The organism is Cytobacillus sp. OWB-43 (genome assembly GCF_034651445.1).
Taxonomy (GTDB): domain Bacteria; phylum Bacillota; class Bacilli; order Bacillales; family Cytobacillaceae; genus Cytobacillus; species Cytobacillus kochii.
The window spans coordinates 78,939-94,417 of the sequence record NZ_JAYEFF010000004.1 but is presented as its reverse complement, the minus strand read 5'-3'; the positions used below and the strand labels follow the sequence as shown (position 1 = coordinate 94,417).

Sequence of the window (15,479 nt, the reverse complement as noted above, 5' to 3'; positions counted from 1 at the left end):
GTTATATTTAACATAATAAACAATATTCTGATTATTGTCATTGTTCAATATGCCTAAAAATGACTAACTTATTTGTGTAAGGTGCATGGTTGGGCTATTTTAAGCTTCTAATAGTTTTTTCATCCGTAATGCTGTACGTAATTGTAAGGTTGTTTCTGGATCCTTTAAATCTTTACCGAGAATTTCTTCGCATTTATCTATTCTATAGACAACTGTATTCCTGTGGACAAATAACCTTTTTGCTGTTTCGGAGATTTGACTATGTGTTTCTAGATAGACAGAAAGTGTTTGTAGTAATGATTCTCTTTCATCAGGTTTAATCGATAAGAATCCCTTAAATGCATGGGTGTAAAAATGACTCAACTCTTTTTCGGGAATAAGGCGGAGCAATTCTAATATATCCCTTGTTTGAAATGATTGAATAAAGTTGGTTCTTTTTGAGATTGCTCCTTGAGAAAGAGATTCACTTGCTTCGTGATAGGCTGTTCTCACTTGGACAAAGGAATGGATCACATTACTTACACCGAAAGAAATGGTTTGATTAAAGCGGTTTGTCATTCGTAATTGGATGTCTTTTAATATATTCATATAAGGTGATAACCCTTGATGGGCTTCAAAGAGCAAGATACATTCATCACTTTTGGTAAAGAAATGAACGTTGACAGTGGTTTGGTGTATCACTTCTTCCAAGTATTCAAATATATTATCAGATTTTTGTTGGCGTTGTGTGAAAGAATCGTGTGGATTTGCTTGATCGACCTTTCCGACAACACAAATATAGTCACAATCATTTTGAAGAGAGAACTCTTTGGCGCGATTAATAATTTCATCTTGTAACTTGAAGGTCCCATCTAAGAAGTGGAGAAAAAAATCGTTGCGTATATTTTTTGCGTGTGTATTTAGTGCATGCTCTTTCATAAGGGCGAAGGAGAGTACATTCGTCGCTTGTTCAATCGTTAAGATATTGAGGTGATTCTCCTGAGGGATTTCTCCTTCTATAATTAAGAAACCTCGCTTCTTTTCGCTAATGTTTATAGGAAATAGATGATAAGTTTTTTTGGATACAAGTAGTGAAAAGGAAATAGAGATAGGGCTGGATGATGAAATCCGTTTAATTTCTCTCTCGATATCTTCTCTCATTACGAATATTTCTAGTTGGTGTTGTTGGTCAGAGAGAGAATGAAGATGCTGATCGACTAAATGAACAGAACAATCAATTATCTTGCTTAATTCTTTCATCAATGTTTCTATACCTTTTCCTTGAAGAATGATGTTCGTAAAATGTTTATGTGTTTCTAAAGCAGCAGTTAATTCATTCGCACGGCTATCTAAAATCAGTCTTAAAGTATGGTTGATTACATCTCCAAGTGATAAGGCGAGTGGCAGTTCGATGATGGGGAAATTTAATTCATTTGCCAGCTTCAATGCAGATGGAGGAACAGAGTCTAAGAACCTTTTTGTTTTTATACCAAGTGCTGCACATCCTTGATTAGCCATCGCTTGTATTAATTCATTTAGTAAATGTGGCTGGTCTTTTAAATGATAGGCTGTTGTCACTAAAAATTCATGGCGATTCAAAAAGGGAATAATATCAGGTGCATCCATCATATTAACCGTATGTACCTCACGTTTGATCCCGCTTTCTCCAGCTACAACTCTCATCCCTTCTAATGAAGGGGAAGAGAGTAATTTAGAAACTTTCATGTGGCTGACTCCTTTCGTTTGCATCTTCTTTTTTATATGGATTAGTTAATGTGCACAAAATTATATGAAAATTTGTACATTTTTGCTGATGATGTTTCGATGCATAAAAAGTAAAATTGTTTTATATAACATAATTATGTAAGAAAATATTCCATAAGTAAAGAGGGGAGTGAAAGGATTGGCCATTCATGTAAGAGAATTTCATGATACAAATAAGGAAAAGATAGCAGAAATGATTGAATGGCTTTCGTCATTTGGTAAAACAACCAATGAAGGCGTTACGAGATTACTATATTCTAAAGCTTGGTGTGAAGCGCAATCAGCTTTGAAAAATAAAATGAAGGCAATCGGGTTAGATGCTTATTTTGATTGTGTTGGTAATTTATTTGGCCGGCTGCAGGGAACAGATGAAGATAATGCAGTCATATTGACAGGTTCCCATATTGATACGGTTATTGACGGCGGAAAGTATGACGGTGCTTATGGGATTGTTGCTAGCCTGCTTGCGGTGTCGAGGCTCTATGCCTCTTATGGCAAGCCCCAAAAAACGATTGAAGTCGTTTCTTTCTGTGAAGAAGAAGGGAGTCGGTTCCCTTTAACCTTTTGGGGATCAAGAAATATAACCGGCATGTACGATATTGGTCATACTAGAGGATTAGTCGATGCAAACGGTGTTCCTTTTATGGATGCGATGAAAGAGGCGGGCTTTGAAACAGAAAAATATATTCAACCAATTAGAAGTGATATTGCAAGATTTATAGAGGTACATATCGAACAAGGGATGGTACTAGAGAGAAATCAAAATGCGGTTGGTATTGTCACACATATCGTTGGACAGCGACGTTACAATATACGGATAAAAGGAGAAAGCAATCATGCAGGCACAACACCAATGAACCTTCGCAGGGATGCGGTTGTGACAGCCTCAAAACTTATTTCTTTCTTAACGAAAAAAGCAGAAAGTATCGACTCCCAGTTAGTAGCTACGGTGGGAAGAATTGAAGCGCAACCAAATGTACCCAATGTTGTGGCAGGGGAAGTCGAATTTAGTTTAGATATTCGCCACCATAAACAACATGTATTGGATGAATATTGTATGTCCGTGTTTTCTTATTTTGAAGAGGTAGCTAAGTCTAATGATCTGATCATTGACTGGAAACAATGGATGAATGTAGAACCTGTCGCAATGGATGCCATGATGCATAGTAAAATCAAGACGTTAGCGGAACAGAAGCAAATTTCTTTCCAAGATATCGTTAGTGGCGCCGGTCATGATGCACAAGTTTTTGCAAGTACACTTCCTACTAATCTTATTTTTGTCCCAAGCAAAGGCGGCATTAGTCATAACCCGCAAGAGTTTACGAGCTCAGAAGATTTGGAAGTAGGAGTAAAACTGTTAACAGATATTTTATATCAATTAGCTTATGAATAGAAGGAGTGGATATATATGGGGTTTAATAGCTTGAATACACCTAGTCGTACGATTATGACACCAGGTCCAGTTGAGGTAGATCCTCGTGTGTTGAGAGCGATGAGTACACCTATATTAGGTCAGTTCGATCCAGCTTTTACAAAATTGATGAATGAAGTCATGGAAATGATTCGTCAAGTCTTTCAAACAAAGAACCGTTGGGCCTTTCCGATAGATGGTACTTCAAGAGCAGGAAACGAAGCGCTCTTAGCAAGTATTATTGAACCTGGTGATAAAGTGTTTGTTCCAATTTATGGGCGTTTCGGGCATTTACTTGTGGAGATTTGTGAAAGGTACGGTGCTGATGTCTATTCGATACAATGTCCTTGGGGAGAGGTATTTGACCCAGATGTAGTCATCGCAGAAATGGCAAAAATCTCACCTAAAGTGGTCGCTATTGTCCATGGTGAAACATCTACAGGGAGAATGCAACCTCTAGAAAAAATCGGAAAGGCTTGTAGAGAACAGGATGCGATTCTCGTCGTAGATGCAGTCGCATCTATTGGTGGCGTAGAGGTAAAGACAGATGACTGGTTTATAGATGGGCTAATAGGGGGAACGCAAAAATGTTTATCCGTTCCTGCTGGGATGGCACCCATTACATTTAACGAGCGGATTGAGAAGCTTATATTAGAGCGGAAAAAGGTAGAGGCAGGTATTGCAACTGCAGAAGATGAGCAGTATCAACGTAGTCGAATGGCAATTGCAAGTAATTATTTTGATCTCGCCATGCTTATGGATTATTGGAGCCCAAGGAGATTGAATCATCATACAGAAGCAACATCGATGGTTTATGCGCTCTATGAAGGTTTACGACTTGTGCTAGAAGAGGGGTTAAAGCCTCGTTTTATCCGCCATCTCCTTCATGAAAAAGCTTTGGTGACAGGTATTCAAGCAATGGGGTTAAAGCTATATGGTGATTCTGAACATAAGCTTCCATGTGTGACATGTATAGAAATCCCTGCTGGTGTTGATGGTGAATCCGTACGGAAAATGTTGCTTAAGGAATTTAGTATAGAAATTGCTTCATCTTTTGGGCCATTACAAGGGAAGATTTGGCGTATTGGTACGATGGGATATAGCTGTCGAAAAGAAAATGTGCTTGCTGTTCTCGGCGGATTAGAAGCAGTCCTTATCCGTCACGAAGTCCAAGTAAATCGCGGGGAGGCGCTTCAGGCAGCAATGGATATATATGCAGCTGAGGAATCATCAGCTATGACGATACTTTAAATAAACAGGGAGGTGTTGGTTTTGGCTACATATGATCTCATTATTCGCAACGGCAATGTTGTTTTACCTCATGAAGTGAAGAAAACCGATATAGCCATTAAAAATGGTATCATTGTCGCCATTGAGGAAGGTATTACAGCCACAAGTAAAGACGAGAAAAATGCGGCAGGTTATTATATTTTTCCAGGTATGATAGATATTCATGTTCACTTTAATGACCCAGGCAGAGACAAATGGGAAGGTTTTGAATCGGGTTCTCAGATGATTGCTGCAGGAGGAGGAACAACTTTTTTTGACATGCCCTTAAATGGGATTCCTTCTACTACTGATTCGCAGGCATTGTTAAATAAAGCGGAGATGGGAGAAAGTAAGTCAGTTGTGGATTTTGCTTTATGGGGTGGCCTTGTTCCAGGAAATATCCTGGAGCTGAAGGGATTAGCAGATAATGGGGCAATAGGTTTTAAAGCGTTTTTATCTGAAAGTGGAAATGAAGAATTCGAACGTGTTGATGATTTAACATTAATTGCTGGCATGAAAGAGATTGCTTCATTGAAAAAAATACTTGCACTCCATGCGGAAAGTGCCGCAATGACAGATTTCTTAACGAAGGAGAAAGTGACGAATGGTCAATTAACTGCGGATGATTATTTAGCATCTAGACCGATCGCCGCAGAAGTGGAAGCGGTGGAACGTGCCATCGCATATGCAAGAATAACGGGCTGTCCTCTTCATTTTGTCCATATTAGCTCTGAGGAGGCTATTTTAAAAATTACAGATGCCAAGGCAATGGGACTAGACATTACAGTTGAAACATGTGCTCATTACTTATTGTTTAATCATAATGATTTGCAAGACAAAGGAGCGGTAGCCAAATGCGCCCCGCCATTACGAAAAGTGGAGGAGCAAGAGAAATTGATTCGTTTATTAATAGAAGGCGCAATTGATATGGTCTCCTCCGATCACTCACCATCACCTTATCTGTTGAAAGATCCAACCGTCCATCATTTATTCTCCGCTTGGGGTGGAATTAGTGGCGGACAATTTACCCTTTTAGCATTAATTGAACTTGCAATAACCTATGACATTCCTTTTTATAAAGTGGCGGCACTCATAGCAGGTAATCCAGCTGACAGATTCAATTTAAATACAAAAGGGCATATCGAAGTGGGCAAAGATGCTGATTTAACATGGATCTCACTTGAAGCATCCTTCACTGTTGCAGAAAAGAATTTCTTCGCTAAGCATAAGCACAGTTTGTATATGGAGAGAACTTTCCCATGTGCAGTCAAACTTACAATGAACAACGGAGTAGTAGTTTTTGAAGACGGACAATTAGTAAACATGAGAAATAGAGGTCATTGGCTAAAGCCAGAGCAAACGAAAATGGGGACTCGTAGTTAACTACATCGCTGTAAGAAATTCATTTCTATTGTCAGAAAATCTAACACACTAGTAGCGGAAAAGGAGGAAATGGAAGATAATACATTTTAAACCTTTAGCAGCTGAGTGAAAGAGGTGTGTGAAGATGGATAATATTCATCAAATATTCAAGGCATCGCCTACAGAAGGTGATGTGTTAGCGACAGTGATTCAAGTGAATGGGTCTGCTTATCGAAAAGAAGGCACAACCATGTTAATCAAGCAATCTGGTTCAACTATTGGTGTCCTTAGTGGAGGATGCTTGGAAGAAGATATTAAGTATAGGGCAGAAACGCTAATCGATGGTCAATCAAAATCTTTTTTATACAATTTAAAAAGTGAAGATGATCTTGGGTGGGGACAAGGTTCGGGATGTAATGGTGAAATTCGTGTCCTGTTAGAGAAGATTGATGCAAGTTATCAAGCTCATCTAGAAAAGGTTAATGAACAGCTTTTACAAGGACGATCTATTTTAACAGTAAAGAAGCTTTCCGAGGATTATGAGGTTATAGGTTACACAGTTATCGTTGATGATAATAACTATTGGACCAAAGCATTAAACATAGATGCCAATATGGAATTAAAAGAGATGAAGAGTGGTATCCACTACTCAAAAGAGCTATCTATTTATCGTTATTTTCAGTGGTTTCATCCAAAGCCTCGTCTTTTTATCCTTGGTGCAGGGGAAGATGGCGTCCCTCTTTGTGATTTTGCTCATAAAACAGGCTTCCATGTAACAGTAGCTGACTGGCGCGAAGCTTTATGTAGTAAAGAAAGATTTCCTCAAGCAGATCGTTTATTAATAGGTTTTCCACATGAAGTGTTACCAAAAGCGCTTCATCCCCAAGACCATATTGTGATTATGACCCATCATTTTGAACGAGATAAAGAAATTTTACAATATGTGCTCAATCGACCATTTAAATATATAGGTATCATTGGTTCTAATAGACGGACGATGAGGTTATTAGAAGGGGAATCTGTACCATCGAATGTCTACACGCCTGTTGGTTTATCGATTGGCGCAGAGGGACCTGAGGAAATTGCGATTAGCGTTATGGCACAATTAATTGCGGTTAAACAAAAGGTGGTTACGGAAAATGGAAAACAAGCCAATTGTAGGACACTTGTTTATAACAAATAAAGGGAGCTAGGAAATGTAAAAGGAGAGTAGTTATCATGAGGATATTAGAAACAACCGTTGCTTCGCCTACTACCATTGAGGAAGCATGGACAATGTGGAAATCATATGATGAGGCGATCACATTTATCGCTGGAGGCACATTTTTACAAACCAAATGGGAAAAAGGGGCCGCCGTTCCTTCAAAAATGATTCATCTAGGTGGCATTTCGGAATATAAACAAATCTACATGGACACGGAAAGTCGGATTCACATCGGTTCTTTTGTTAAGCTAGCGGAATGCAAGAATCATCCTCTGATTATTAAAAAACTACCCCAATTATCACAAACGATTGAGAAAATCGCTGCGCCTGCTGTTCGAAACTTAGGTACGATAGGAGGCAATATTGCCAATCAGGTGGGTGATACAATCCCTCTTTTACTAGCCCTCGATGCAGAAATACTATATTTAAATAAAGATGGAAAACAGCGAATAGATTTGCAGGATTGGTCAAAAATGACTGAAGATTCTATTATATTAGAGGTTATTATTCCATTTGATAATAGAGAAAGCTATTTATTTACTAAAAAAATCGGTCGCAGGGAGGCATTCTCAACATCTGTTGTTACATTGGCTGGCAAGTTAACAATAAAAGAGAATCAGCTATGTAATGTTCGAATAGCAGCGGGTGGCGGGGAGAAACAACCTATGAGGTTAAGAAATGTAGAATCTATTTTAAAACATGCACCAATTGTGGATTCAAATATTTTAAAAAAGGTGTATCAAACGGTAATGACAGAGTATCAGCCAGTTGAAGATGCTTTTTATTCGAGTAATTATCGTTTGAAAGTAGCGAGTAATCTCTTAATCTCAGAATTAGAAAAATGGAGTGGAGAATATGGCGGATTATACAAGTAATTTAGCGTCTTCCCGTCCAAGGCCGGATGGAATGGGAAAAGTAACTGGTGGATTAAATTATTTAACAGACTTGCAAGTTCCAAATATGCTTTATGGAAAAGTGCTGCGTAGTGAGTACCCTCATGCGAAAATTCAGCAAATAAATATTGAAAAGGCAGAACAATTATCTGGCGTCCTAGCCGTAATAACAAGTAAGGATGTACCTGGATTAAATGGATTTGGTCTGATTACGCAAGATCAGCCTGTCTTTTGTGATCAAGTTGTTCGCTATATAGGTGATGCGGTGGCAGCAGTAGCGGCAATCACTCCTGAAATTGCTGCAAAAGCACTTAAACGAATAGAAGTAATCTATGAACCATTACCGATTATTGATGACCCCAATGACGCAATGAACCCTGATAGTATCCCATTACATTTAGGTGGAAATATCCTTCATGAAGCATCTTATGAAAATGGTGATGTTGATGAAGGCTTTCAATTATGTGAGGTCATTATAGAAGAAACCTATCTACTGCCCCGGCAAATGCATGCTTATATGGAAACTGAAGGTGGGGTTTTTGTCCCAGAAAAAGATGGCAGGCTGTCTGTATATGCGGGCACGCAGCATGGCTACAAGGATAGACTACAATTAGCGAGAATATTAAATTTACCAGAAGAGCGTATTCGTGTAATTTCAAGTCCGATGGGAGGGTCATTTGGCGGTAAAGATGAGTTGAATATTCAGCCTTACGGAGCCATACTAGCATTGAAAACAGGAAGACCGGTGAAAATTCATCAATCGCGGAGAGAATCAATGATCTCTGGTATTAAAAAGCACCCAATGAAAATTACGATGAAAACAGGAGCTAAGAAAACGGGGGAGATTGTTGCTCATGAAGTAAGAATTATTGCAGATACAGGAGCCTATGCCACACTTGGTCCAGCTGTATTAGATTTTGCAGTGGAACACGCTATTGGCCCTTATGCTATACCAAATGTAAAAACAAAAGGCTACTCTGTTTTTACAAATAATGGTGTGGCAGGTGAATTCAGAGGGTTCGGTGGTAATCAGATTACATTTGCTCTAGAAGGGCAAATTGATCGGTTGGCAGATGGCTTACATATGTCACCACTTGTATTAAGAAAGAAAAACTTGCGACAAGGAACAGATCCTGGTCCAGTTGGACAAATTATTGCACCGACTAATGGAGATGCGCTTGTTTTAGATGAGATCGCGCAGTCACCGCTATTAGCGATAGATAAAAGTGAGAACGACAATCCATGGAAGAAAACGGGAGTAGGGTTAGCGCTAACCATGCATGGAGGAGGGTTAGGTTTTGGTAGATTGGATCCTTCTGGTGGAAAAATTAGTCTGAACCATGAAGGGAAAATAGAGATAGCCTTTGGATTTGAAGAGGTAGGTCAAGGTTTGTTAGCGGTTATTGAAAATGTAACAACAGAGGCTATCGGGTGTTCTTCAGAGGATTTACACATTGTAATAGGGGATACAGACAAGGTGCCACACTCAGGTTCTTCCACAGCATCAAGAGGCACGAGCATGATTTGGCACAGTTTACAAAGGCTAAAGGGGCCCTTTATAGAAAAACTATTAGATACAGCAGCCAAAATATCAGGTTATCAAAAAGAACAATTATATGTTGGAGGGAAGGGTATTTGGCTAAATGGCCAAAGGATACTTACTTTTGAACAGCTTTTTCTTGAGAATGAACCCATTAGTATAGACACAAAATTCGACTTTCCAACCACGCCAAATAGTATTCCGGGTGGTCATTTCTTGTACTCATTTGCAGCGGTGGCAGTGAAAGTAGAAGTCGACCTTATAACAGGAGCGATCAAGGTTACAGATATCGATCAAGCTGTTTCTGCCGGACCTGTTGTGAATCCTACTGGTTATATTGGGCAAATCGAGGGCGGTACGATTATGGCGCTAGGCTACACATTGTTAGAAGAAGCAGCCATGAAGCAAAGTCGCTATACTGCAGAAAACTTTGACACCTATATTCTGCCCACGATCCAAGACATTCCACCAAAAATGAATGTGAGAGCAATCGAGGACTTATGGAAAGGAGATATATATGGCCCAAGAGGCGTTGGGGAGATCGGAACAGTAGCATTAGCTCCTGCAATCGTAAGAGCCATCTATGATGCGACGGGGCATTGGGTGACGAAATTACCTGTCAGTCGAGAAGAAATATTACATGCGGGGGAGAGGGTTTTTTGATAGAAAAGGTAAAGGTGAATTCGCAAAAAATCAATATTTCTTTCACTGTTAATGGTGAACAGCAGAAACTACAAGTTGAAGCAACAAAAAGATTGGTTGATATATTACGTGAAGACCTCTCATTAACAGGCGCCAAAATCTCTTGCGAAATTGGTCGATGCGGTGCCTGCTCTGTAGAAGTAGACGGTGAACTCGTCAACTCTTGTCTCATGAGAGCTTATCAACTGAACGGAAAGAGTATTCATACGGTTGAAAGCTTAAGTGAAAATGGACTGCATGAAATTCAAAAGGCATTTCTAGAAGAAGGTGGATTTCAATGTGGCTATTGCACACCGGGGATGATTATGGCTGTGAAAGCATTATTAGAGAAAAACAAGAAACCAACAGATGAAGAAATATTAGAAGCACTCTCAGGAAATATATGTCGGTGCACAGGTTACGCAGGCATTATCCGAAGTGTGAAAAAGGTGATTCAAGCGATATAAGTATGTCTTAAAGGAGGAATTGAGGGCTCTATCTAGGCTAACGGTGAAATCCTTGCAGTCAATAAGCCAAAAAAACAAAGAGGTCTGCCTCGAAAATTTGAATCGAGACAGACTCACCCCAAAAATAAGAAATCTGCTTAGAATCGACCTGAATCGAGTCAGGCCCACCAAAACGAAATAAAGTATCTCGAATTGCATCTATCAGATCAAACAAATTGCAAAGCCAATACTCTCCATTTTTCACAGTCCACCGTCCTCTCTTGAGCATAATCAAAAATAAGATGTGTATTCCTCAAATCATTGTTCTCATTAAAGGTTGTCCATAATGGTTTCAAATAGTGTTTCTCCTGGCTACACAGTAAGAATGAACTCACCCTCGGTATGGTTGTTTCCCTTCTAAAGCAAAGAAGGCGCCAGTTCCGGAAACCTCGTAACTTATTAGGAGCGTAGGTTGATTGGTTGGATAACTGTTTGCAGGTATAAATAATCATCCTTCTAGGTCATTATCGCCAGTCCCTAAGTTTTCATCAAGATTACGTGTGGAGAAGTATATTTCGTAACGAGCTTCCGAGGGATTCGTAATATCATAGATAAATAGTCTCTATTCTTGCAAAGAGTTTATGAATCAGGATCAGTTGAATAGTAAAAATGAATGATTAGGTTAACAAATTTTCCCTCAATAGGTTATAATTATATTTGAATGTTAATTAAAATGTTTAGGAGAAAGACAAATGAAAGAAATACAATGTTATAGATTCGAATCAGAGATTGAGGCAGATATAGATTTAGTTTTTGAATGTCTTAATAAAGATCAACATGTATTAAAATGGAATACACAAATCATTGAAAATCATTATGATGGAGCTGAAAGTGATTTAAAAGAAGGATCGATGTTCACTACAAGGCAGAAAATTGGAAAAAAGGTGTATGAGTTACAAGCTGTTTATTCTAAGTATGATCCACCTTTTTATACTGTAGTAGAGACGAAGACGAAAGAAGGAATAAGTAGGACAGAATACATTCTCGAAATCCTCCCAGAAGGAACAAAGTTTATAGCGAATGTTACATTAATTCCATCAAACTGGATATATAAATTAGTTACAAATATGATGAAATGGTCATTTAAATATGTTTATGATGAGCAGTTTAATCAATATATAGAATATATCTATCAAGTTGAATATGAGAGAAGATGAATAGACTGAGAGTAGCCCTTTTTCTGGCTACTTTTTTTATGATAAAAAAAAGTAACAGCTTGATTGTACGCTAAAGCCAGTTCATATAGAGGATGACCCTTTTACATGTTACTTCGTATAGGTCTATAGGGAGGAGGATTGTGAAAACTAGTGAGCATAGGAGAGGGAATTTATCTTGTATTTGAAAAAAATTAAAAAAAGAAAGATAAGAGCTAATAGTGAAAAAATAGCTCTTATTCACATTTATTGAGTAAATATTATATTTTCTATTTCTTTAAGAATTTCAAAAGCCCCTTCTGATTTATTTGAGCAGACAACTATGGTAAGAGCTTGTTTTGGATAATGTACTGAACGATAATTTACTCCTGGATCATATCCCATCTGAATATATTTCACGATACCCAGTTCATTTGCTTCCATATAACCACCGTAACCGTAAAAGATATCTTCTGACACGTTTACTTGAGGAATCAATAAGTTGCGAGTCATATCTTTTGTTAAGAGTTTGCCATTCATTAACGATTCCCAGAATATCCCCATATCAATTGCAGTAACATAGGCACCGCCATCAGGTCCACCTTTTACAGGTAGAGAAAAAATATTCGATCTCAACGTTCCATCTGGTTTTTCCAAATATCCCAATGAAACGCTTTCGGGTAGTTCATCCATTGAAAAATATCCTGAGTCAGTCATGCCAGCTATTTCAAAAATATTTTTATTGATATAGTCAACAAAATTCATGCCACTGATATGTTCAATAATAAGGCCTAAAATAATATAGCCAGTATTATTGTATTTAAAAGGGCTATCCACTTTGGTTTTCATTTTTTTATATTGAAACATTGGCAAAAAGTCTTTTACATAACGAATCTGATACATTGGCCTATCTTTCCAAAGGTCTTCATAATCATCCATTTCATCTTCGTCAAAATAATCCGGAATGCCAGATGTATGAGTTAGTAAATGATGAATGGTAATTTCTTTATCAAAATATGGAAATTCAATATCTAAACAATCGATGATTTTCGTGTCAAATGTGATACTACCTTCTTCTACCAACTTACAAATTGCAACAGATGTAAAGATCTTACTACCAGATGCAATTGAAAAGCGAGTATGTGAATGATTTTTGATTTTTTCAGAATGGATTGCGTAACCAAAGTTCTCTGTAAATATTGTACGATCATGCTTCTGTACACAAATACTCCCGGAAAATTGCACTTCCTGTTGCTTTTTTGTTAGACTATTCCATTTCGTTTGTTTATCCAATTTTAATTCCTCCTGAATGTGTATTTCATGAATTCATTTAATGAGGCACATTCAATTAACTTCTTCAATTTTGATAAAGAATCATTTTACTCTCCTCCTTCTCTTTTGAGCATAGCATGTTTCAATTTGTTAATACGATGATATATATTAATTTTATATAAAAATAGACAAAAAGAGCAGGGATTCATAGAGCAGATAAGTAGATTCAAACGCTACTCATTCAATACATAATAGAAATGACATTCAGTACCAAGGAGGCAAGTTTGTTGAACAAAAGATAATAGCTTTGTCATGTTTACAAAAATGTATAAGGTTATAGAGTTTTGTACTAGTAAAAAAACTTTATATTTCTTTTCGTTTTAAGTCTTGTTACTCTGATTATATCTTGCAAAATGATAACAGATGAAACTAACCCCGCTTCTAACCGTATATTAGTAAAATCAGTCAGAAGGAGAATAAAGATGGATATAGATTTACCAATACCAAAACAGAGATTATCTAAGAATAGTATAAAAGCGATGCTAATTAGTGAACTAATTGGGAATGCGATATGGTTGCCAATTCTTGCTATACTTTTTTACGTTGACGCTCGATTTGATTGGTGGGATTGGGTAGGATGGGTTCTATGGATTGTCCTTGGTCTTACTGTTTTATCTATGATTTATTCGTTAACGATTCAACCCTACCTATTATATAAAAACTTCCGTTATGAAGTAGATGAGGAATTCTTGCAGATTAAGCAAGGAGTGTTTATAGAAAAATATGAATTAGTACCAATGACAAAGATTCAATCTGTGGCAACGAATCAAGGACCAGTTCAGAGAAGGTATCAATTATACGGTCTTTCTGTCGAAACGATGAGTTCAACCCATACAATCCCTATGCTATCAAAGGAAATAGCGATGCAACTGAGAAATACGATTGCTTATTATGCAAAAATAAAGGAAGTAGATGAATAATGGATTACAGACGATATTCTCGCTTAACCATTGTTTTTCATATATGGGGTGTTTTGAAGTTTTTCTTTTTTGCTTTTCTTTACTTATTTATTTTTAATCGAGAGGCCGATTGGATTGGTTACGGTAGAATTATTGCCGCCATACTACTTATTCTTTCTATTATTTTTGTTATCTTTAAATGGCTGACTACAACTTATAAGATAGATGAGGTCGCTTTTTACTTACGTGAAGGCTTTTTCACAAAACATAAACGAACCATTCCTTTTAGTAAGGTTCAAAATGTAAATAGACATACGACTTTTCTACATAAGTTAATAGGAAAGACCTCCTTGAAGTTTGAGACAGGTATGTCTGGTGAAGGTGGGACAATAAAATTCGAGGTGCTTTCTAAAGAAGAAGCGGACCATTTGGAAGACTGGATAGAAAAAAGTACACGTAATATCAAAGTGTCCGAAGGTGAAGAGGAAAAGGTAGAAGAATATATAGAAGATAGAAAACTGCATTTTGCTGCCAGCAAGAAGGATATTATAAAAGCTTCAATGACGTCATTAAGCTTTTTGCTTTTAATTCCTGCTTTAGGCTCACTGTTTTTTATGATCAATGATTTTATTAATGTCGAGAAAGAAGCGGAAGGTGCCATTCACTTTATATTAAGTGCCTGGTGGTTAACGGCACTTGTTGTTATTTTTCTTATTGTGGCTTCAACCATATTTGGCATGATAAAAACATATATAAAATATGGTAATTATCGAATTTATTCAGATGTTGATAGGATTTATATCTCTAGAGGCGTACTAGATGAAGTCAGCTTTTCTATTTCAAAGGAAAAGGTCCAAGCTGTCGAAATAACGCAAACGTTAATGAAAAGAATTTTACGTATTGCAGAAGTGAAACTAACGAGTGCTGGTCAGACAGGAGGAGGAGGCGGGGATTCCTCAATGGAGACAAGCTCTTTGTTCCCTTTTTTACCGCAGAAGGATGCCTTTCGTCTAATATATGAAATATTACCAGACTATGAAGTAGAAGAAGAGATGCACAAGCTTCCGAAAAATGCTCTTTTTGCCAGGTTGTTGAAACCTAGTTGGCTCTGGATCATTGCAACGGCATTATTATATTATTTCCAACCAAATGTGTTAAATATGAATATTCCATGGTGGTTGTTTTCATTGCTTGTACTTATTTTAGTTGTTTTACTAAGGTTCCTAGATTACTATAATAGCCGCTATGTGTTGAATGAGCGTTTTATTCAATTAAAGACTGGGAGCTTAGCGACGACGTTATTTCTAACTAGACGTGATAAAGTGATTGAAATTGAAATGAATAGGGGACCCCTCGAGAAAATACTAGGCATTGCTAAGATTACGACTATCAATCGAGCGCAACCTGTGCGACACACTCACATGTATGGTGTACCCGAATCCTTCCGTTTAGCGTTTTATCAATGGTATAAGAAGAGAGGATCAGAAATTGAATTAAAACAATAGA

Annotated in this window: 13 protein-coding genes; 10 read left to right on the top strand and 3 right to left on the bottom strand. The window is 37.6% G+C overall.

Going from position 1 to position 15,479, the window contains the following annotated elements:
* Positions 1-99: 99 nt before the first annotated feature.
* Positions 100-1,704 carry a PucR family transcriptional regulator gene (locus tag U9M49_RS15705; RefSeq protein WP_322910129.1) on the bottom strand — a complete coding sequence of 535 codons (1,605 nt, stop codon included), beginning with the start codon at positions 1,702-1,704 and terminating at the stop codon, positions 100-102.
* A gap of 178 nt (positions 1,705-1,882) precedes the next feature.
* On the opposite strand from U9M49_RS15705, the gene allC reads away from it, so the two are divergent.
* From allC to U9M49_RS15670, 7 genes are all read left to right on the top strand, one after another.
* Positions 1,883-3,136: an allantoate deiminase gene (gene allC, locus U9M49_RS15700; protein ID WP_322910128.1), complete on the top strand. Its 1,254-nt coding sequence runs from the start codon at positions 1,883-1,885 to the stop codon at positions 3,134-3,136.
* A gap of 15 nt (positions 3,137-3,151) precedes the next feature.
* Positions 3,152-4,405, top strand: coding sequence for an alanine--glyoxylate aminotransferase family protein (locus U9M49_RS15695; protein ID WP_322910127.1), 1,254 nt, complete (start codon positions 3,152-3,154; stop codon positions 4,403-4,405).
* 21 nt (positions 4,406-4,426) lie between these two features.
* Positions 4,427-5,806: an allantoinase AllB gene (allB, locus tag U9M49_RS15690; RefSeq protein WP_322910126.1), complete on the top strand. Its 1,380-nt coding sequence runs from the start codon at positions 4,427-4,429 to the stop codon at positions 5,804-5,806.
* A 124-nt stretch (positions 5,807-5,930) separates the two neighbouring features.
* Positions 5,931-6,968, top strand: coding sequence for an XdhC/CoxI family protein (locus U9M49_RS15685; RefSeq protein ID WP_322910125.1), 1,038 nt, complete (start codon positions 5,931-5,933; stop codon positions 6,966-6,968).
* 35 nt (positions 6,969-7,003) lie between these two features.
* Positions 7,004-7,864: an FAD binding domain-containing protein gene (locus U9M49_RS15680; RefSeq protein ID WP_322910124.1), complete on the top strand. Its 861-nt coding sequence runs from the start codon at positions 7,004-7,006 to the stop codon at positions 7,862-7,864.
* The gene (pucD, locus tag U9M49_RS15675; protein ID WP_322910123.1) at positions 7,845-10,085 is read left to right on the top strand and encodes a xanthine dehydrogenase subunit D; all 2,241 of its coding nucleotides are present in this window, start codon (positions 7,845-7,847) and stop codon (positions 10,083-10,085) included. Before U9M49_RS15680 ends, pucD begins: the two co-directional genes overlap by 20 nt.
* Entirely contained in the window at positions 10,085-10,570 is a 486-nt protein-coding gene (locus U9M49_RS15670) for a (2Fe-2S)-binding protein (protein WP_095373530.1), read from the top strand. Before pucD ends, U9M49_RS15670 begins: the two co-directional genes overlap by 1 nt.
* Positions 10,571-10,776: 206 nt before the next feature.
* Here the strand turns inward: U9M49_RS15670 and U9M49_RS15665 are convergent, their stop codons facing one another.
* Entirely contained in the window at positions 10,777-10,905 is a 129-nt protein-coding gene (locus tag U9M49_RS15665) for a hypothetical protein (protein WP_307314985.1), read from the bottom strand.
* A 396-nt stretch (positions 10,906-11,301) separates the two neighbouring features.
* Here U9M49_RS15665 and U9M49_RS15660 point away from each other — a divergent pair, with 396 nt between their 5' ends.
* Positions 11,302-11,766 carry an SRPBCC family protein gene (locus U9M49_RS15660; protein ID WP_322910122.1) on the top strand — a complete coding sequence of 155 codons (465 nt, stop codon included), beginning with the start codon at positions 11,302-11,304 and terminating at the stop codon, positions 11,764-11,766.
* Positions 11,767-12,009: 243 nt separating this feature from the next.
* Here the strand turns inward: U9M49_RS15660 and U9M49_RS15655 are convergent, their stop codons facing one another.
* Positions 12,010-13,035 (bottom strand): serine hydrolase, encoded by a 1,026-nt coding sequence (locus tag U9M49_RS15655; protein ID WP_322910121.1) that lies wholly within the window; start codon positions 13,033-13,035, stop codon positions 12,010-12,012.
* 461 nt (positions 13,036-13,496) lie between these two features.
* Here U9M49_RS15655 and U9M49_RS15650 point away from each other — a divergent pair, with 461 nt between their 5' ends.
* The gene (locus tag U9M49_RS15650; RefSeq protein ID WP_307314982.1) at positions 13,497-13,994 is read left to right on the top strand and encodes a PH domain-containing protein; all 498 of its coding nucleotides are present in this window, start codon (positions 13,497-13,499) and stop codon (positions 13,992-13,994) included.
* Complete coding sequence (locus tag U9M49_RS15645) at positions 13,994-15,478, top strand: PH domain-containing protein (RefSeq protein WP_322910120.1); 1,485 nt, start codon at positions 13,994-13,996, stop codon at positions 15,476-15,478. Before U9M49_RS15650 ends, U9M49_RS15645 begins: the two co-directional genes overlap by 1 nt.
* Position 15,479: the final 1 nt, after the last annotated feature.

Coding starts and splice junctions, on each gene's coding strand:
- U9M49_RS15705 (WP_322910129.1), bottom strand. CDS start 1,704: ATGAAAGTTTCTAAATTACTCTCTTCCCCTTCATTAGAAGGGATGAGA.
- U9M49_RS15695 (WP_322910127.1), top strand. CDS start 3,152: ATGGGGTTTAATAGCTTGAATACACCTAGTCGTACGATTATGACACCA.
- U9M49_RS15685 (WP_322910125.1), top strand. CDS start 5,931: ATGGATAATATTCATCAAATATTCAAGGCATCGCCTACAGAAGGTGAT.
- U9M49_RS15680 (WP_322910124.1), top strand. CDS start 7,004: ATGAGGATATTAGAAACAACCGTTGCTTCGCCTACTACCATTGAGGAA.
- pucD (WP_322910123.1), top strand. CDS start 7,845: ATGGCGGATTATACAAGTAATTTAGCGTCTTCCCGTCCAAGGCCGGAT.
- U9M49_RS15660 (WP_322910122.1), top strand. CDS start 11,302: ATGAAAGAAATACAATGTTATAGATTCGAATCAGAGATTGAGGCAGAT.
- U9M49_RS15650 (WP_307314982.1), top strand. CDS start 13,497: ATGGATATAGATTTACCAATACCAAAACAGAGATTATCTAAGAATAGT.
- U9M49_RS15645 (WP_322910120.1), top strand. CDS start 13,994: ATGGATTACAGACGATATTCTCGCTTAACCATTGTTTTTCATATATGG.